The following is an 18,041-nucleotide window of genomic DNA, read 5'->3' as shown; positions in this document are numbered from 1 at the left end:
GAGGGAACTAAATTTCCTGTTTCCCCCCTTTATAAGGGGGGATTAAGGGGGGTAAAATGCTTGTGGAATAAGCGTTTGAGCTTAAGTTGACACCAATGAGCTTTTTCTGTGCCCCTACCAACGTATTTGTATCATTATTAAAGTAAAACGGTATGAGGTGGATGAACGGAGTTCTGAGGTGGATGAATCCCAATACTGTGTAGGTTTTGAATATAGCGGTTCTCAGTTGAGTCCAATACAGACCTAACCCCCAGCCCCTTCCCTACAAGGGAAGGGGAGTAAGATTCAAAGCCTCTCTCCTAAAAGGAGAGAGGAATGGAAGTGAGGTCAAAGTCTATTCCATACAAACGAGAACCCCTATTTTTTAGGCAAAACCTACACAGTATTGCCTCCTACTTGATCTCCTCAGAACTGCCTATGCTTCGTTAATCGGTAAATTCGTTGCCAGAGAAGATTAGCACTATCCGCATCTCCTTGATGTTCTTTGAGTAATGCCAGATGAGTCAGCGCCTCTTCGTGAGTAGGTTGTAAATAAATTGCTTTTTGAAAAGATTGTGCCGCCCGCTCATTTAGTGCCATTGCTTGCTGCACCTGACCGAGTAAAAGATATGCTTCAGTACTCACCTGATTTTGGTTGAGATAGTCGTTGCATAGTTTAACCGCCTCATTCAACGAACCTTGATCGGCTAAAGTTCTAGCTGTTTCTAACAAATTTACCTTTAGGTCTTTTGGGGATATGGGGTTCTGGGGAGCAACATTTAACCTCTCTGGTGCGGCAAACTTGGAATGCTTTTTTTTCGGTAGCTGTCGCCTGTTGAGAACATCTATATTTTTGCCTGTAAAGCCTTGTCCTTGAAGATTGGGATGATGACTTTTCCGAACATTTTCGCACACTCTCGACTTTCGATGAGCAACTACTGAATGTTGACGAACTGAGACAAATTCAGTTTTAAACAATAACCAAGTTTCAGCGTGTCCAACAAATAACAAGCCTTCTGGCCTTAGCAACCTTTCTAAGACTTGAATGGTGCGATCTTTTGTTGTCACATCGAAGTAAATCAACAGGTTACGGCAAAAGACTAGATCATAAAGCGGCCTGTCAGCTAGAAAAGCCGGATCTGCCAAGTTGCCATTAATAAAATTCACCATGCATCTCACCTGTTCACACAGCTGGTATCCTGCCTCAGTTGGCTGAAAATAGCGCTCTTGAAATGATCGGTTATTGCCACGAAACGAGTATTGATTGTAGATTGCTCGTTGGGCTTTTAGCAGGCACTTTTTGCTAATATCAACAGCATCGATGTGAATGTTTGTCGGATTTAATCCTGCTTCCAATAGAGCGATCGCAATGGAATATGGTTCTTCACCTGTTGCACACGGCACACTCAAAACCCTTAGTACGCCCTGTGGATTTGCTGGCAACCACTCAGATAATACATAATGCTTCAGAAATGCAAAGGACTCTGGTTCTCGAAAAAACCAAGTTTCTGGAACAATTACGCTGTCAATCAGTGCTTCCCATTCTTGGGTAGATGCCTGCAATTTCCCCAAGTAGTTAGCAATATCCGTTATACCGCAATCTGCCATGCGTTGAGAAATTGCACTTGCGATCGCATCAGCACCAATAGAGTTTGTATCTAAACCAATCCTGCTTTTTAGTAAAGCTTCAATCACAGATTGTGCCATTTATTGAGTCTTCAGACCAATCTAAAATCTAGTATTGCGATCGCTTTCTGGCAAGAGATTTACTTGCTGTGCTTCTGAGAATAAGTACTCAACGCGAAGACACTGAATCATCCCTTGGTTATCTACAATCATCTTGCCCAAATATGGCGCTGTATCTATCTGGATATTGGGATCAACAAATTCAGGCTCAGACTTATGTAATGTTTCTACAACTTGTTCTGTCATCAAACCCAAAATATAGGAAGCCTCAAGTTCTGGATTATTACTCCCCCAATAATTGACTAATACAATCCTAGTACTCAGGTACTCACAAGAGGGTTTGCCACGCATCAACTGGCATAAATCGATTACTGGTACAATGCGTCCCCGATAGTTAAAAACACCAGCGATATACTCAGGCTGGTGGGGCAAAGTTTTGAGCAGGACAAGTGGTATTACTTCTACAACCTGTCGGCTTTCTATCGCATATCGTTCATTCCCAATGTTGAGAAGTAACATTAACATTAATTTACACCTCCAGTGCTACCTTTTATATTCCTTGTAGGCTAACACGCCTATCCTATAGTGATGAGAAATTTATTGCAGGCATATTCGCATATTCTAAAAACTATATACAATTTCTTTAAAGCTGCCATGTATGACAATATCTGTAAATTCATTGCCGAAAACTTCAAAGATGATTTAGCAACATGGTTACTAGGTTCACCGATTAAATTAACAGAACTTAGCCCTACTGAATTATCAAGCGAACCAATTCGCGCTGATTCATTAATCTTATTGCAATCTGATGATTTAGTTCTACATACCGAATTTCAAACCGATGCTGATGAAGATATCCCCTTTCGGATGTTAGATTATCGGGTTAGGGTTTATCGCCGCTTTCCTAACAAAGAAATGCGTCAAATAGTAATCTATTTGAGAAAAACAAGTTCAGAATTAGTCAGGGAAAACAGTTTTAGATTAAACAACACTTACCATCAGTTTGAGGTAATACGCCTGTGGGAACAACCGACAGACAGGTTTATGAGTATTCCAGGTTTATTACCCTTTGCCGTGCTAAGTCAAACAAACGATCCTACAATGGTATTAACCCAAGTAGCTAAAGCAGTTGAAGCAATTAGCGTAGGCGTAGCCCGCCGCAGGCATCGCCAGCTACAAAGAAATATAGCTGCTGCCAGTGGAATTTTAGCAGGTCTGGTGTTAAAAAAAGATGTAATTAACAAGATTTTAAGGAGTGAGATTATGCGCGAATCAGTCATTTATCAAGAAATCCTAGAAGAAGGCGAAGCCAAAGGTGAAGCCAAAGGCAAAGCAGAAACAACAAGAAAGTTGACTTTAAATTTGTTGCGAATTGGAATGAGTTTAGAACAAATTGCTCAAGTTACTGAATTATCTATTGAGCAAATTCAAGTTTTACAAGAGGAGATTCAAAAATCCTAATTTTAACTAATCGCTTTATAAAATACGCGACTATACAAGCAAAACCCGCGATCGCGGGTTTCAAAGTTTTTATGTGATATCTACCACTGAATTTCCCCACGCGCCAAGCGTTCTTCATAATCTTCTAAATTAGATAAATAGTCAGAAAAATCTGATTCCACTATTTCCACCTACTCACTAAATTGAAGCCATAATTCCCAGTTATTACTGCTATGCTTCATTAATAGGAAGTCTATAAAATCACTCACTTCCTGAACTAAAGATTCTGGCATTTGCCGGATTTTACCAATGGTTTGGTCTTGTAGACTCATGATAAATATATTCTGTTGGATTTCTCTTTATCCACAATAGTCAAAGACCTGGCTATTTCCAATTGCCAGGTAGAAAATGTAAACTAAAACTCAGCACTTTGCGGTGTACGGGGAAAAGGAATCACATCACGAATATTTCCCATACCAGTCATAAATTGTACGAGTCGTTCAAAACCCAACCCAAAACCCGCGTGTGGAACAGTACCATAACGACGCAAATCTAGATACCACCACAAGTCTTCTGGGTTTAATCCTTGCGCTAACACGCGGCGTTCTAGAACTTCCAAGCGTTCTTCTCGCTGGGAACCGCCAACAATCTCGCCAATTTTAGGTGCAAGAATATCCATTGCGCGGACGGTTTTTTCATCGTCGTTTAAACGCATATAAAAAGCTTTAATTTGCGCTGGATAATCTGTAACAATTACTGGCTTTTTAAACTGTTGTTCAGCTAGGTAGCGTTCGTGTTCTGATTGTAAGTCTAAACCCCAACTCACCGGATATTCAAATTTAACATCAGCTTTTTCTAAAAGTGCGATCGCTTCTGTATAAGTTAAGCGTTCAAACTGATTATTAATAATATTTTCGGCTGTTGCTAACACAGATTTATCAATCCGTTCATTGAAAAATTCCATATCTTCTGGGCAAGTTTCCAACACATATTTAAAAATGTGTTTGAGAAAAGCCTCAGCTAAATCCATATCGCCTTCTAAGTCACAAAAAGCCATTTCTGGCTCAACCATCCAAAATTCTGCCAAGTGGCGGGAGGTGTTGGAATTTTCTGCACGGAAGGTAGGGCCAAAGGTGTAGACGTTAGAAAACGCCATCGCCATCACTTCCGCTTCCAACTGGCCGCTAACTGTTAAATATGTGGGTTTAGCAAAAAAGTCTTGGCTGTAATCTACTGCTTGGTTTTCTGTGCGCGGAATATTCTTTAAATCCAAACTGGTAACGCTAAACAGTTCACCCGCGCCTTCGCAATCGCTAGCAGTGATGATCGGTGTGTGTACCCATAAAAAGCCTCTTTCATGGAAGAATTGGTGAATTGCTGTCGAACAAGCATTTCTGACGCGGAAAACTGCACCAAAGGAATTAGTACGCGATCGCAAATGTCCAATGGTTCGCAGAAACTCAAAAGAATGGCGTTTCTTTTGCAGGGGATATGTATCGGGATCAGCTTCTCCGTAAACTTTCACTGTCTCCGCTTTCAACTCAATTCGCTGTCCTTTACCAAGAGAAGCCACTAATACCCCTGTCACCTCAACAGCAGCACCCGTATTCAGCTTTTTCAATATAGCTTCATAATCTGGCAAATCTTGATTAATGACGACTTGCAAATTAGCTAGTGATGAGCCGTCATTGACTTCAATAAAAGCAAACCCTTTGGACTCGCGTTTCGTCCGCACCCAGCCTTGAACTTGGAGAGACTCATCAGGTTGACCACTTCGCAATATTTCTGCAATCCGTCGATTTACCATATTTACCCAGCGTAAGACTTTAATATCCAGCCTATGATAACGCCCATTCCACCAAAGCGGACGACTTGCCAGAAAGGTTTTTTGAGGCTATGCCAAGAAAATAACTGGCTTTCTAAGTTTTGTTCTAGCATTTCCAACTGCTGTTGAATTTGCCGTAAATCTGCTTTGATTTCTGGTGTCTGAGATTTATTATGTTTGAGTTGATCCCGACGCTGTTGCCATTGTGCCTGTTGTTCGCGATCGCGTTGCACTTGATCATACCGCTCTTTTAAGGACAGGAGCGATCGCTCTACTTCTTCGAGTTCTTGTTCAAAATCTGGTTCGGGATTTTCCCCTGGCGGTTGTGATTGTTTAGACGGCTTCATGTACAAGTAGTAAACTAAGATTAAATGTGAACCAATTGTCATTAGTCATTTGTCATTGGTAATTTCCCAAAGGACGAAGGACAAGGGACGAAGGACAAAAGACGAAGGACTCATAATTATGTCTCAATCTACCCAGCTGCCTCAAACCAGTCAACTGAATGAAATTAGTACTCTGGAACTAGCTCAAGCCCTCATGGAAAGGCTGAGTATCTCCCCTAACGATTGGCATCGCCTCAAGTCTAACCGTAATTCCCGCGCTAATGAACAAGTGGCAGCAGCGATTGTGTATCTTTTAAAGAATCAGCCACAAGAAGCTCAAGCTAGATTAGAACAAGCTGTTGGTTGGTTAGATCGTTCTATTTCTGCGCCTCCCTGTCCGTCTCATGGAAAAAGTTAGGAGTTAGGAGTGAGGAGTTAAGAATTTAAAACTGATGATTCCGAACTTCTAACTCATTAATTTAAACAGCGATCGCATCACAGTTAAACAGACTTGTGAAAAAGTCAGTTAGTTATGAATTGACATGGATCAAGAAGGTTTAGAGAAACGTAATCGTTCTGAGGCTTTGATTTTGCTAGCAGAACGATTACTTCAAGAGCTAGAGCGAGGTTTCAATCCACAGTTTGCTCATAATCATATCGCCAGCGCATCAAAACCCTGATTCGGGAACTATCTGAGTCTCTAGCGCAAGACAATGGCCAGAGAATTGACCAATCTCATAACAATCTTAAGCTTGAACTGCAACTAGATCCTTTAGATCAAGAAGATGACCCGTGGGAGTCAGACGATGATATCTCTGGAGGTTCTACTCCAATTCCAAATCCACGAAAACCAAGTCCAAAGCCAGGAACAAATGACTCAGCAGAGTTACCGCCAATAGACAATACTTTTTATTGAATCCTAAAATGAGGAGTTAAGAATTTAAAACTTCTAACTCCTCATTAAGTTATCGTCGCAGAGATAATCCCCGGCGATTTTCCATTTGTTTACAAAGCCTCAATTCTGTGCCTTTGCGGTTCCACTCTACCTGATCAAAAATTTGATGGAGAAGAGATAAACCACGACCACTTTCTGCCTCATCTGGTGGCAGATAGTCTGTTGACTCTTCATCACTATTAGATGAAGGAGTAAAGCCGCTACCCTGGTCTGATATTATCCACCAATATTGATTATCTATTAAGGAAAAACGCACTACAACTGTTTTACTTGGATCAAGATTGTTGCCATGTTTAGCGGCGTTTACTAGGGCTTCTTGAAGTCCTAGCCGCAATTCTGCTTGTAACTTTGCTGGGATTTCTGCCAACAATAAATCTAATATTGGACAAAGATAGAGGGTTGAGGCAAAACTAATAGTGCCCCAATAACGTCCAACTGGACGGAGTGAAATAGTAATCACAAGAGAAACCCCATAGCTTTCAGTTAGCTAGACATCAGTTTGCTATTACAGGCACCCTGATAAAACTTGAGGTGGTCATGCTGCCTTCAAACTTGCGTCTTTAAAACTAAATTTTGAAAATGCTAGGGAGCATTGGCTTTATGTATGAGTTGGGATTGTTTAGATATCTAGCGGCTGGAATAAGTTTGATAATGAAGTCAGCATCTTGAAAAGATACTAGTAATTTAATAGAGTATTGGCATACTCTAGTTAATTGCCGGTTTGTCATTTACACAATCCAATTTCACATTTTTAAGAGCCTATGCAACTTGAATTTCTTTAAACAAAATGAATTTCTATTTTTAGCTTAATTTAATTTTAGCATCTTTAGTATGCAGTAGACTAAAAATTTCAAATTTCAGTTTTTTTAAAGGAATTACTACCCTTGTCCAAATGTGATAGCACAAGAAAGGCGGCAGCTTCAACATGAGCAGTTTGAGGAAAAAAATCAGCAGGTTGCACCCGTGTGATGGTATATTGCCCATCTTGACAAAGCAATTTCAGGTCACGGGCGAGGGTAGCTACTTTACAGCTGACGTAAACGATCCGAGATGGTTTCAATTGCCGTAAAGTGTCGATGACGGCGCGATCGCACCCTTTACGTGGCGGATCGAGTATTACTACTTCTGGTATTGTGCCCATTTTTGGCAGCAATTTTTCTACTGCCCCAACCTGGAATGTCACATTATCAATTCCGTTGCGCTGGGCATTCAAAATAGCTTGGTCTACTGCTGCTGGTTGCACTTCTAATCCTGTAGCAATACGTACTTTTTTGGCGAGGGGTAAAGTTAAAGTCCCAATACCACAGTAGGCATCAACTAGCAACTCATGCCCTTGAAGATTGAGTTCTGATTGAATTACCTGCAATAGTGCCTCTGCTGTTTCTGTATACACTTGGAAAAATGTATCTGGGCGCACTTGAAATTCCAGTCCAGCAAAATTTTCACGCAGGTGGGGGACTCCAGCGATGCAACGGGTTTCTGATCCAAAGATAGCATTTGTGCGATCGCCATTGCGATTTAGCGACACTCCCACTAACTGGGGATAGCGCTTTAACCATTCCTGGGCTTGGGTTTCAATTCCTGATAAATTCCAGTCCTTCACCACCAAAGTCAGCAACATTTCTCCAGTGTGCCGGCCAATGCGTAAACCGAGATGGCGAATTTTCCCTTGGTGACGCTGTTCGTCGTAAATTTGCCAACCCCGTTGTTGAATATCCTGCTTAACTTCGGCTAATAAAGGATTTAATCGGGCGTCTTGGACTGGACATTGATTTAAGTTAATTAATTGGTGACTACCTTTTTGGTAATATCCAGCTTGTACCTGTCCTGTTGCCGATATGCCTAGAGGATATGTAGATTTGTTACGGTAGTTTAAAGCAGAAGGGGCGGCGAGTACCGGATCTACTGGTGGTTGGACAAAACCGCCAATGCGCTCCATTGCTTGGATAACTTGATTTTGCTTGGCTGCTAGCTGGTAATTATAATCAATATGCTGCCACTGGCAACCACCGCACTTGTCAGCGACAATACAACTAGGTCTAATCCGGTGAGGGGATGGTGACAATAGCTGCTGAAGCTTCCCGTGGGCGTATTTGGGTTTAACATGTACTAAGCGGACGATCGCGCGATCGCCTGGTACAGTATCTGGGACAAACACTACACGCTCATTAGCGCGTCCCACACCATCGCCTGTATCACTCAGATTAGCGATCGTCACTTCAATTAATTCACCCTGTTGCCAAATTATTTTAGTCATTAGTTATTTGTCATTGGTCATTTGTCATTTGTCATTTGTCATTGGGCATTGGGCATTGGTTATTTCTCCCTCATCTCCCTCATCTCCCTCATCTCCCTCATTCCCCCACTCCCCCAAACAAATAAGTTCAATACATAAGTAGCTCCTATCTCTTCACTTGTGTACCTCAGACTCGCTAAACTAACAGATAATATTTCAGGTGATTTCAATCATCATGACTGTAATTAGCCAAGTTATTCTCAAAGCCGACGACGAACTGCGTTATCCCAGCAGTGGCGAACTTAAAAATATCAAAGACTTTTTGCAAACCGGCGTACAACGGACACGGATTGCGGCTACCTTAGCCGAAAACGAAAAAAAGATAGTTCAGGAAGCAACCAAACAACTTTGGCAGAACCGTCCTGACTTTATCTCCCCCGGAGGTAATGCTTACGGAGAACGCCAGCGCTCTCTATGTATCCGTGATTTTGGCTGGTACTTACGTCTAATTACTTATGGCGTACTTGCTGGTGACAAAGAGCCAATTGAAAAAATTGGTTTGATTGGCGTGCGGGAAATGTACAATTCATTGGGCGTTCCCGTGCCTGGAATGGTAACAGCGATCAATTCCCTCAAAACAGCCTCTCTTAGCTTGCTGAGTGCGGAAGACGCTGCTCAAGCAGCACCCTACTTTGATTACATCATTCAAGCGATGTCTTAATACAAAGTGTGTGCTGGTTCTCGGAGTATACTTCCGGTCTACTAGAGTGAGTTCAAGATTTTAGCACTCGCTAGGCATAAGATCCCCAATTTGATCATACCTTCCCCACATTTGGTAGTGGCTGTGGCAAAATCTCTGTCAAGTTACCAACCAATTGTGGGGAAATTTATGGGCATTGGGCATTGGGCATTGGGCATTGGGCATTGGGCATATAGATACAAAAAACCGACAGTCCTTGATTAAGGCTGTCGGCAATTAAGTGTGTTCCCTATTAATGACTCGGCTAGAGTTCAGTTATCATTAATTATGCCTAATTGGCGATCGCAGGGAGACGATCCTAATCATAGATACGTGTGATTCTCGTCACTTGATTGTTACAACTAAACTGCATGTACCCGAATAATCTCCGAGTTTCAGTAGATCACCGCAAGCTATAGTGTCAGCAAATGCACTGAGATTAAGTAGTTAAGTTTTTAAACACTAAAACATCTGGTGGAAAATCTGACGGGGCGAGAATAAGAGCTAGGATGCCGACAGAATAAGCCTCATAGTCCTCTGACCACGTTGATAATATTTACTCTTATTGGAAGCTAATCTTAATAATTCTCTCACTAATTCCCAACAATTGTCCTTAAAATTAACCCCATTCTGACCATATATAGCAGTTGCCAGGTAGCGGTTGACATCAGCTAATCAGAAAACACTGACACTAAGAGACTTTCAACCCTGTTAAGAGTTCCCTATTAAGAGTTCCCTGCTATACAATCACGAATATTTCTACTTTCAATAGAACAATTAATCATCTACGAGGCGTTTAGCGCGTTTATGCTCATACATTAGCTTGTCAGCCTCATCTATCAATTTTTCTAGTGAAACGTTTTCATTTAAGGCGCATTGTGTCACACCAACACTTATGGATAGTTGATACGAGTAATTATGCTCTTGATTAAAGCGATCAATATTTGCTTGCAATCGTGGATAAAATTCATCTGTATTCCTGGGCCAGACAGGAACAAATATTACAAACTCATCTCCTCCTAGACGGGCAACAATATCCGAATCACGGAAGGTTTGCTTTAGTATTTGGGCTGTGTCAACGATCATTCTGTCTCCTATTTCATGCCCTAGAGAGTCATTAATCTGCTTTAAACCATCTAAATCAACAAACAAAAGACAGCAGAACATTTGTGTGCGTTGGGCAATTTTAAATTGCTGATTTGCCAGCCAAAAGAAACCACGTCGATTATATAGCCCTGTCAACTCATCAGTTATGGATAGCTCCCTGACATCTGCTTCAGCCTTCAGGCGCTCCTTAATTTCATGCTCTAGGCGTTGATTTTGTTCAATAAGTTGTTGATGTTGGTGTTTGATGAGTAGCTGGTTTCTGACTCGCATTAGCACTTCAAGTTCTTGAAATGGCTTGGTGATATAGTCTTGTCCACCTAGTTCAAATGCCTGCAATTTATCATTGATTTGGTCAAGGGCACTAATAAAAATAATCGGAATTTGATCTGTTGTTTTTGATGCTTTCAACTGTTGACAAACCTCATAGCCATTCATTTCGGGCATATTGATGTCAAGCAGAATCAGATCGGGCGGATGTCGAGAAGCAGCTTGTAATGCCATTTTCCCGTTGAGGGATTTACGGATAATATAACCCTCCGACTCTAATATTTTGGCTAACAATCTTAAATTGTCGGGGGTATCGTCTACGACTAGGATATTCGTTTCAGAAGGCGATTTAAGTAAATTAGCCATAGGGGGAAAGGGGAATGAATGGGGAATGGGAAAAATTCTTAACCAATTACTAATTACTCCTTAACCCTTGTTCGCGTAAAAGGGTATCAGACCATACAGCATCTTCTCGTTTTAGGGGTAGTATTGAATTATAATTAATAGCTAAGTAATATCTTGCACGATTGTATATACCATGCAATAAAGATTGCAAATCTACAATCGGTTCTGTATCTTCTGACTGTAACGGTAATGGAAATTTGGGAATCGTTTCTCTGATGCTAAATCCGTATAATTTAGCTTGAGGACGTGTTTCACTTCTGCTCACAATAATTTGATAATCTGTTACAGGAATTTCCCCTAAAATTAACATCGGTTTTCCACTTCTGAGTAAATCAATTTCGACTAAGTGAGAAAGACTAGCTAAAACTTGTTTGCGTTTCAGTTGATATGCTTTTCTACCTTCGCCTGGGCGTTTATTTTTAGGAGATAAAACTTCGATAGATGTCACCACAAAACCTGTAGAAACTTCTCGAATTTCTAAGTAATTTTCTGTAATATGTTCAGGTAACGGTATCATCACCGTGATGCCTTCTGATGTCGCTGTTTGGGTAGCAGTTGATGAGTATTGCTGCGGTGATGTTTGTTGAGAAAAAACAGAAACATCAGGTATCCCAACTAATACAGAATCTGAGTCATCACTTAAATAAGTACGTTGTTCAATTGCAACTCGATACTGTGGGGGAATATTTTCCTCAATAGTATCTGCGATCGCTGTAATCAATCGATGATGTACTTCTGACCAAAACACAGGATTTTCTAAATAAGGATTCATTCCGGGAAATGGAGAATTCATAGTTTTACTATCCTGAAATGGGGGATTGGGATGATTCTATAATGCGCTAGTTTCTGGGTAATAGAATAAGTAACTCAATCCCTTTTTGCCACATTCTTAAATCCTCAAAAGTTTCAATTCAATTCTCTTCTTTTCCATTCCTTTCCCCCTTTACTAAGTTTGGGTGAGAGTTCCGATCGCTTCCAACTGGAAGTTATCCACCAGAGATTTCAGAGCATTGGCAAGAATTTGCTCCTGCTTGGGGATTTGAGCAATGAGATTATAGAGTTCGCCATCGTTGAGATCCAGAGCTGCTTGATGTGCCTGAATAATCCACTCTGGCGACATTACCTGTAAGTCTTTGGCGGTTAGGGATTTATGAACTAAGGTTTGCTGGTCTAACCCCGGTAAAGCTTCTTCGCTGTAGCAGTAGCGGACTCCCAAATAGTGTGCAATCCGCTCAAAGAGGACAGCTTCTAGAAATGGTTTGGTGATGTGGTCGTTGCAGCCTGCTTGAATGCTGGTGGTGTAGTCTTCCTCAAAGGCGTAGGCTGTCAGCGCAATAATCACCACATCTTTACCTCCCTCCCTCCCTCGAATTTGTCGGGTAGTTTCGTGGCCATCCATCACGGGCATTTGAATGTCCATTAAAATCAGGTGGGGATGCCATTCTGACCAGAGAGCGATCGCCTCCTTTCCATTCTCGACTGCACAGACCTCAAACCCAACTAATTCTAATAGCCTGAAGAGCAACAGACGATTTTCTTTAACGTCTTCCGCCACCAGAATCCGATAAGTAGGCTGTCCCGGTTCCAGACCGATAACAGCGCCAGTCGTTTCCGGCGCGATGACATCCACTGAGCTTACCAGACTCAGTAAAACCTCACAAATGAAGGTTGACTGCTGATTCAGGATGCTTCGCACTGTAAGATCACCACCCATTAAACGGGCAAACTGACGGCTAATCGATAAGCCTAAGCCTGTACCTTTAGCCTGGCGACCTGATTCTGTTTGCGTGAAGGCTTTAAACACAGCCTCGATATCGGACTGAGCGATACCACATCCAGTGTCTTCAACTTCCAGATGAAGGGTGATGATTGGTTTGGAATCATCGGTAGAAATTGAATCCAGGGAGTTGACACTGCCCACTCTCCCGGTCAAAGCTTTTAATCGCAGGGTTACACTACCTGTTGTCGTAAATTTGATCGCATTGCTTAACAGATTCAGCAGAATTTGGCGCAGTTTTGATTCGTCACCATACACATAGCGAGGAACGCTGGTATGCTGTTCTGTTCTGAGATCAATTCCTTTCTCTAAAGCTTCGAGGGCAACCATATCTCTGATGGAGTGGATTAAGTGATGCAAATCGAAAGAGTTTTCTGTTAGGTGTAACTGACCCGCTTCAATTTTGGACATTTCCAACACATCGTTGATCAGAGTTAGCAAGTATTCTCCACTGCGGCTGATGATGCTTAAATCCTCTTGAAACTCCGATGGAATCTTCTCGCTGCGGTTCATCAACTGAGTAAATCCCAAAATGGCATTCAGGGGAGTTCGCAGTTCGTGGCTCATTTTAGCGAGGAACTGGCTTTTGGCGCGGTTGGCGATCGCGGCTTGTTCTGCGGCTTCTTCTAGGGCGATCTGGGAAAACTCCAGCACTGCCAACATCAGCGTATTTCGCATCTCAGTAGCGGCTTCCACTTCCGCCACCTCCCAAGGCAAGGAAGTTTCCCGCACGGTTTCCTTCCACATTGCAAAGGACTTCCGGGGACATAATTCCATCTCTCCAATTTCGTTGATTGTTACCGTATCCTGGGGGTTGCCTGCCCAATTCACCGTCTGGATTTGCTCCGGTCGAAACCAGATAATGTGGTAAGACTTTTCTTTGACATGGTTGAATAAAATTGAAATTGCCAGGATGCCGCTAGCTTGATCTTTGAATGCCTTCGCTTCTGGATATAAACCTGAGAGGGAATCGGTAGCAAACACTCGTTCCCCCTTGTGTTGCACCAACCACGTCACCAGATCCTGCACCTGGGTAGCTGATGGCGTTTGACCAACTAATGTCAGATGACCGTCAAGCAAAATCGCGGCTCCTTGAGCATGAACTAGATCCAGCAAGTGAGAAGAATTTCGGATCAACACTTGCTCAATAAAATTGGACTCCTGCAATAACGTCTGTTGCAGTTCATCCTGAATCCCTTTCACCTGCGTTCGGTAAACATTCAATTCTCGTTCTTGCTGATGCACTACTTCGATGGAGGCAAACTGTCCTAAAAATTCACAGGCTTTGCGAGTTTCATAATCCACTAGTTTCGGGCTGTAGTGGTGACAGGCAATTAATCCCCAAAGTCCTTTGTCGTTGATTAACGAAATCGTCATCGACCCAGTAACCCCCATATTCTGTAAGTATTGAATGTGACACGGGTACACGCCTCGTAACACAGAATTACTCAGATCAAGGGGTGTATCCGTCAGCGGATGGTTGGTGGGAATCAGGCAGACAGGGGTGTAATTGATATCGGGAATGAATCGCATCCAGTTGCGGTAAAACAACTTGCGGGCTGGCGCGGCAATGTCTATGGCCAAATAGTGCAGTCCCAGGTAGCTTTCTAAATGCCTCTGTTTCTCCTCCGCAATCACTACACCACTGTCATCTGCCTCAAAGCGGTAGATCATAACCCGATCAAACCCAGTCATTTCTTTTACCTCTCTGGCAAGGCTTTGAGCCAGATTCGTCAGGTTAGTGGCATTACGGAAATTGGCGATCACGGCTTGCAGGCGGTGATATGACTGGATTGAATCGATGCTTTTGAGCGATCGCACAGGTTCTAGTTCCAGGATCAACCCATCTACTATCCGGTACATCACACCTGTGAATGTCTGACTTTCCCGTTGCCAATCAGTCTCAGCAACTCGCCGCGTTTTTAGCTCAAACGGATTGCAAAACTCCAGATTATCTTCAGCCAGATAGCCAGCAAGTCGCTGCACTTGAGGGCGGGAAAACAACCTTTGTAAAGGTTGACCCAGCAATGTTTCTGCCGAAATACCAAAAAACTGTTCCACATTTTCACTAATCTGCAAGATTGTGATCTGTGGCTCTTGCAGCATCAGCAACATTCCATGTGGCTGAATATAACCAGGAGCATACACTAATTCATCACTGTACACTTCTAAAGCCGTCAGTACAGAGGTGAGTGAGGAGAACGAGATCGGATTTGGTGATTGCATAGTTGAGATAGGCGGTTTTGGAAATCAAAAAGTTGTGAATCTAAAAATCGAAAAGTTTTTTTTCAAAAGAGCGATGCCTAGATTGGGCGTAGCTGCGGCTAAAAATTGTAAATAAAAATACATCTTTGCTTAACTATAGCGGTTCTCAATTGCATGGAATACAGACCACTCGTAGGGGCACAGCATTGCTGTGCCCCTACCATGTGTTGCATCCAAACGAAAACTGCTATATCTATGTGAAATACTCATTTACAGCAGACTTTGGTAATAATAAATACAACCTATGCTCTGCAAGGGTTGTAGCCAAAAAATGCGACATCATTTTGTGAAATGCCGACATTGAATTTCTGAATGTACAAGTACGTATAAATATTTATATAAAGGATTTTTACCCGATTAATTCAAGTTGCTATTTTTTATTAATGCGTAAGTTTTACAGTTGATATTTTAGTCTCTAACTGAACCCTATTGTTTCATATTTAGGACTTCTACCAATTCTTAATTACGAATTACCAATTACGAATTACGAATTAGCACAAGTCCTATTGTTCATAAATTCGCAAGTTGCCGGAAGCGTTCCTGAACTTCTTGAATCGAAAACAAAGTTTCAAACTTCAACCCAGCAGACTGGTACAACTCACCTCCCCCTTGCTCTCTGTCTATCAGTGAAATTACTTGATTTACGGTATAACCTGCTTCTTTAAGACGCTCAACTGCTTTCAGAGCAGATTGCCCAGTTGTAACCACATCTTCCAAAACTACTACTTTTGCACCTTCTGGTAAATTGGGGCCTTCTATATAAGCTTTCGTCCCATACCCCTTGGCTTCCTTACGAATAATCAGCGCTGGGATCGGTCGTTTTTCATAAACAGAAACTATACTCACTGCTGTCACAATTGGGTCAGCCCCCATTGTTAAACCACCTACAGCCTGTGTATCTACAGGTAACAAAGGAAACAGCAAGCGTCCAACTGCCAAAGCCCCTTGAGGATGGAGTGTTACCTGCATCTTATTCACATAGTAAGAACTACGTAGCCCAGAAGCGAGAACGAAATCACCCTCTTGATAAGCAAATTGGCAAAATAAATCTAGTAGCTTGTGGCGCAAAGTGGTCAAATCAGCAGTGGTTGCCCAAATATCTGAGTGGGTAAGAGTTTCAGTAGGATACGTCATTACAAAACATTAAAAATTGTGCTACACCAAAGGTTGAACTCATCAGAGTTCTGAACTTAAGCATAAATTAAGATTGCCCAAAAATTGAGGAGTCAGAAACGTGGGTATAAAATTCAAAACCTTTGGTGGTTTATTAGTGCTGCTTGCTGCTGGTATTGCTTTTCCCTCTGTTGCATCTGCCCAAACCGCAACACCCAATTATGAAACTACGAGTGATGTATTTGAACGAGCTTATTTTAGTCACGATCGCAATTTCTACGAAAATGGCAGCCTCAAGCGTCAGTTAGACTCATTTCTCGGATCTGGTTCCAGTTTCGGTGGTTCCTTCCCAGAAAATGAAATTGCCCACGATGCTGAGTTGGTTAACACTTTATATCATGATGTCATGACTCAGCAAGTTGGCAACGATCCTTATATTCGCACTCCTGATTTACCAAATCCTTATGACACGTCGCTGATGATGTCTCCTCGTTTGAATAGTAACAAACTCAAAGTCGGAACTGAATTCAGGTTTGAAACTTTACCACCTCGGTAAGATTGGGGAAGGTGGGCCCCCTCTGGGGATAAGGGGTAATGGGGAGTTAGGAGTTATAAAAATTTTCCCCTACGCCTGTGCCCCTTTGTGCTGAGTACTCAGGACTAATTAATCTAGGGTGTAGGAGTTTAACAAGGATGTCAATGCTTAAGATAATGTAGTATTACTCATGTCCCAATCATCTTTGAGGGTCTGGTAACATAACACATTACTGCTTTTTAATGATTCAGTGCGCCCTGCTGGAATCGAACCAGCCTGAAGGCGAATTATGAGTTCGCTGCCTCCCCAATCGGCCAAAGGCGCTTGTATTGTTGGGTTTCGGGTTGCTATGAGTCAATTATTTCAACTCTTAGGTCAACTTATTTGCTAATTTTAGAGTGAGGAAAATACCTCATGCACTGAGTCTAGCCAATTTTCTAATTATAGCACAAATTTACCACCTGTGAATAGTGGACAATAGTTTACCAGATTTTTATACTACATAATTTGATCATGAATATAGTACAAACTAATATTGATTAAGTTCCTTTAAGGATTGAGGTCAAAAGCTTCACTATTCTTAAATAGACTAGCATTCTATTGTGATAGCTTGTCAGCGATGAAAATAAATTCTACTGTACTTCTTACTTTGATTTTGTTAATCCTGATGTTGGGAGCAGGTTCTGTGAGCGCGTTTTTGGGGTTTGAACTGGGGAGTTCAGCACTTAAAGGCGTTACCACACCAGACGGGCGTCCCATAACCAAATTTGCCAGCAATAAGACAAATAACCCCCAACAGGGAGGGGTAGTGCTATTAAAAGAGGAAGAGATTCTGAAAATTGTCAAGGCGCGAATTGAGGGTAAGACCAAGGCTGCTAAATCGGAAAAGCTAGAGGAAGATGATGAAGAAACCAATAGCAGCAAGCAGAAGCCAGAGGAAAAACCCCCAGAAGTGGTTGAAGAAAAACCTCAGCCAGGTTTTCCGGTTACTGCCCAGAGTGAAGGTGTAACCATGTCTGTGCAATCTGTCCGCTACTCAGGTGGTGATTTGCTACTGAAAGTGAAAATGCAGAACAAAGGTAAAGATTCTGTGCGCTTCCTGTATAGTTTTTTAGATGTTACCGATGATAAAGGACGAACCCTGAGTGCTAGTACAGAGGGTTTACCAACAGAATTGCCTGCAAATGGGCCAACATTTTCCGGTACAGTGAGCATTCCCACAGCTTTACTTGATGATGTCAAGAAGATATCACTCGCTCTCACTGATTATCCCGCTCAACAGTTGAAGCTAGAGGCATCGAATATTCCTGTACAAAGGTAGAAGGGGCATTGGGCATTGAGCATTGGGCATTGGGCATTGAGCATTGGGCATTGGGCATTGGGCAT

Annotated in this window: 17 protein-coding genes, 1 tRNA gene and 1 pseudogene; 6 read left to right on the top strand and 13 right to left on the bottom strand. The window is 42.1% G+C overall.

Annotated elements, in window-relative coordinates:
* Positions 1–405 precede the first annotated feature (405 nt).
* The gene (locus HWQ41_RS32900; RefSeq protein ID WP_292772232.1) at positions 406–1,686 is read right to left on the bottom strand and encodes a CheR family methyltransferase; all 1,281 of its coding nucleotides are present in this window, start codon (positions 1,684–1,686) and stop codon (positions 406–408) included.
* Positions 1,687–1,707: 21 nt separating this feature from the next.
* Complete coding sequence (locus HWQ41_RS32895) at positions 1,708–2,190, bottom strand: chemotaxis protein CheW (protein WP_292772230.1); 483 nt, start codon at positions 2,188–2,190, stop codon at positions 1,708–1,710.
* Between the two features lie 129 nt (positions 2,191–2,319).
* Here HWQ41_RS32895 and HWQ41_RS32890 point away from each other — a divergent pair, with 129 nt between their 5' ends.
* Positions 2,320–3,126 (top strand): Rpn family recombination-promoting nuclease/putative transposase, encoded by an 807-nt coding sequence (locus HWQ41_RS32890; protein WP_292772228.1) that lies wholly within the window; start codon positions 2,320–2,322, stop codon positions 3,124–3,126.
* A 170-nt stretch (positions 3,127–3,296) separates the two neighbouring features.
* Here HWQ41_RS32890 and HWQ41_RS32885 read toward each other — a convergent pair whose 3' ends face one another.
* The 3 genes from HWQ41_RS32885 to HWQ41_RS32875 form a co-directional block, all read right to left on the bottom strand.
* Positions 3,297–3,437 (bottom strand): DUF2281 domain-containing protein, encoded by a 141-nt coding sequence (locus tag HWQ41_RS32885; protein WP_292772226.1) that lies wholly within the window; start codon positions 3,435–3,437, stop codon positions 3,297–3,299.
* 83 nt (positions 3,438–3,520) lie between these two features.
* Positions 3,521–4,912, bottom strand: coding sequence for an asparagine--tRNA ligase (gene asnS, locus HWQ41_RS32880; protein ID WP_292772224.1), 1,392 nt, complete (start codon positions 4,910–4,912; stop codon positions 3,521–3,523).
* 2 nt (positions 4,913–4,914) lie between these two features.
* Positions 4,915–5,277 carry a hypothetical protein gene (locus HWQ41_RS32875; RefSeq protein ID WP_292772234.1) on the bottom strand — a complete coding sequence of 121 codons (363 nt, stop codon included), beginning with the start codon at positions 5,275–5,277 and terminating at the stop codon, positions 4,915–4,917.
* Between the two features lie 118 nt (positions 5,278–5,395).
* Here HWQ41_RS32875 and HWQ41_RS32870 point away from each other — a divergent pair, with 118 nt between their 5' ends.
* Positions 5,396–5,674, top strand: a complete 279-nt coding sequence (locus tag HWQ41_RS32870) for a DUF6439 family protein (RefSeq protein ID WP_292772222.1) — start codon at positions 5,396–5,398, stop codon at positions 5,672–5,674.
* A gap of 124 nt (positions 5,675–5,798) precedes the next feature.
* The gene (locus HWQ41_RS32865; protein WP_292772220.1) at positions 5,799–5,936 is read left to right on the top strand and encodes a hypothetical protein; all 138 of its coding nucleotides are present in this window, start codon (positions 5,799–5,801) and stop codon (positions 5,934–5,936) included.
* Positions 5,937–6,221: 285 nt separating this feature from the next.
* On the opposite strand, the gene HWQ41_RS32860 is transcribed toward HWQ41_RS32865, so the two are convergent.
* Positions 6,222–6,671 carry an anti-sigma regulatory factor gene (locus HWQ41_RS32860; RefSeq protein WP_292772218.1) on the bottom strand — a complete coding sequence of 150 codons (450 nt, stop codon included), beginning with the start codon at positions 6,669–6,671 and terminating at the stop codon, positions 6,222–6,224.
* Between the two features lie 390 nt (positions 6,672–7,061).
* Entirely contained in the window at positions 7,062–8,468 is a 1,407-nt protein-coding gene (gene rlmD / locus HWQ41_RS32855) for a 23S rRNA (uracil(1939)-C(5))-methyltransferase RlmD (protein ID WP_292772216.1), read from the bottom strand.
* Between the two features lie 214 nt (positions 8,469–8,682).
* Between rlmD and apcD the strand changes: the two genes are divergently transcribed.
* Positions 8,683–9,168: an allophycocyanin subunit alpha-B gene (apcD, locus tag HWQ41_RS32850; protein WP_292772214.1), complete on the top strand. Its 486-nt coding sequence runs from the start codon at positions 8,683–8,685 to the stop codon at positions 9,166–9,168.
* Between the two features lie 522 nt (positions 9,169–9,690).
* Here the strand turns inward: apcD and HWQ41_RS32845 are convergent.
* The 5 genes and pseudogenes from HWQ41_RS32845 to pyrE all read right to left on the bottom strand — a co-directional run.
* A pseudogene (locus HWQ41_RS32845) lies at positions 9,691–9,828 on the bottom strand (IS4 family transposase); the annotation flags it as partial.
* A 135-nt stretch (positions 9,829–9,963) separates the two neighbouring features.
* The gene (locus HWQ41_RS32840) at positions 9,964–10,926 is read right to left on the bottom strand and encodes a diguanylate cyclase (protein WP_292772212.1); all 963 of its coding nucleotides are present in this window, start codon (positions 10,924–10,926) and stop codon (positions 9,964–9,966) included.
* Positions 10,927–10,975: 49 nt separating this feature from the next.
* Entirely contained in the window at positions 10,976–11,758 is a 783-nt protein-coding gene (locus HWQ41_RS32835) for a DUF4058 family protein (RefSeq protein ID WP_292772210.1), read from the bottom strand.
* Positions 11,759–11,911: 153 nt separating this feature from the next.
* Complete coding sequence (locus HWQ41_RS32830; protein ID WP_292772208.1) at positions 11,912–14,968, bottom strand: response regulator; 3,057 nt, start codon at positions 14,966–14,968, stop codon at positions 11,912–11,914.
* A 549-nt stretch (positions 14,969–15,517) separates the two neighbouring features.
* A complete protein-coding gene (pyrE, locus tag HWQ41_RS32825) occupies positions 15,518–16,141 on the bottom strand; it encodes an orotate phosphoribosyltransferase (protein WP_292772206.1) in 624 nt (207 codons plus the stop codon).
* A gap of 100 nt (positions 16,142–16,241) precedes the next feature.
* Here pyrE and HWQ41_RS32820 point away from each other — a divergent pair, with 100 nt between their 5' ends.
* Positions 16,242–16,676 carry a hypothetical protein gene (locus tag HWQ41_RS32820; RefSeq protein WP_292772204.1) on the top strand — a complete coding sequence of 145 codons (435 nt, stop codon included), beginning with the start codon at positions 16,242–16,244 and terminating at the stop codon, positions 16,674–16,676.
* Between the two features lie 230 nt (positions 16,677–16,906).
* On the opposite strand, the gene HWQ41_RS32815 is transcribed toward HWQ41_RS32820, so the two are convergent.
* A tRNA-Ile gene (locus tag HWQ41_RS32815) sits at positions 16,907–16,979 on the bottom strand.
* A 295-nt stretch (positions 16,980–17,274) separates the two neighbouring features.
* On the opposite strand from HWQ41_RS32815, the gene HWQ41_RS32810 reads away from it, so the two are divergent.
* Positions 17,275–17,976, top strand: a complete 702-nt coding sequence (locus HWQ41_RS32810; RefSeq protein WP_292772202.1) for a hypothetical protein — start codon at positions 17,275–17,277, stop codon at positions 17,974–17,976.
* Positions 17,977–18,041: the final 65 nt, after the last annotated feature.

Source organism: Nostoc sp. NOS(2021) (genome assembly GCF_017115025.1).
Classification (GTDB): Bacteria; Cyanobacteriota; Cyanobacteriia; order Cyanobacteriales; family Nostocaceae; genus Nostoc.
The sequence above is the reverse complement of the archived record's forward strand: the minus strand, read 5'-3'. Positions and strand labels throughout refer to the sequence as shown.

Coding starts and splice junctions, on each gene's coding strand:
- HWQ41_RS32900 (WP_292772232.1), bottom strand. CDS start 1,686: ATGGCACAATCTGTGATTGAAGCTTTACTAAAAAGCAGGATTGGTTTA.
- HWQ41_RS32895 (WP_292772230.1), bottom strand. CDS start 2,190: ATGTTAATGTTACTTCTCAACATTGGGAATGAACGATATGCGATAGAA.
- HWQ41_RS32830 (WP_292772208.1), bottom strand. CDS start 14,968: ATGCAATCACCAAATCCGATCTCGTTCTCCTCACTCACCTCTGTACTG.
- HWQ41_RS32835 (WP_292772210.1), bottom strand. CDS start 11,758: ATGAATTCTCCATTTCCCGGAATGAATCCTTATTTAGAAAATCCTGTG.
- pyrE (WP_292772206.1), bottom strand. CDS start 16,141: ATGACGTATCCTACTGAAACTCTTACCCACTCAGATATTTGGGCAACC.
- HWQ41_RS32865 (WP_292772220.1), top strand. CDS start 5,799: ATGGATCAAGAAGGTTTAGAGAAACGTAATCGTTCTGAGGCTTTGATT.
- HWQ41_RS32885 (WP_292772226.1), bottom strand. CDS start 3,437: ATGAGTCTACAAGACCAAACCATTGGTAAAATCCGGCAAATGCCAGAA.
- HWQ41_RS32890 (WP_292772228.1), top strand. CDS start 2,320: ATGTATGACAATATCTGTAAATTCATTGCCGAAAACTTCAAAGATGAT.
- HWQ41_RS32870 (WP_292772222.1), top strand. CDS start 5,396: ATGTCTCAATCTACCCAGCTGCCTCAAACCAGTCAACTGAATGAAATT.
- HWQ41_RS32840 (WP_292772212.1), bottom strand. CDS start 10,926: ATGGCTAATTTACTTAAATCGCCTTCTGAAACGAATATCCTAGTCGTA.
- asnS (WP_292772224.1), bottom strand. CDS start 4,912: ATGGTAAATCGACGGATTGCAGAAATATTGCGAAGTGGTCAACCTGAT.
- apcD (WP_292772214.1), top strand. CDS start 8,683: ATGACTGTAATTAGCCAAGTTATTCTCAAAGCCGACGACGAACTGCGT.
- HWQ41_RS32875 (WP_292772234.1), bottom strand. CDS start 5,277: ATGAAGCCGTCTAAACAATCACAACCGCCAGGGGAAAATCCCGAACCA.
- HWQ41_RS32810 (WP_292772202.1), top strand. CDS start 17,275: ATGAAAATAAATTCTACTGTACTTCTTACTTTGATTTTGTTAATCCTG.
- rlmD (WP_292772216.1), bottom strand. CDS start 8,468: ATGACTAAAATAATTTGGCAACAGGGTGAATTAATTGAAGTGACGATC.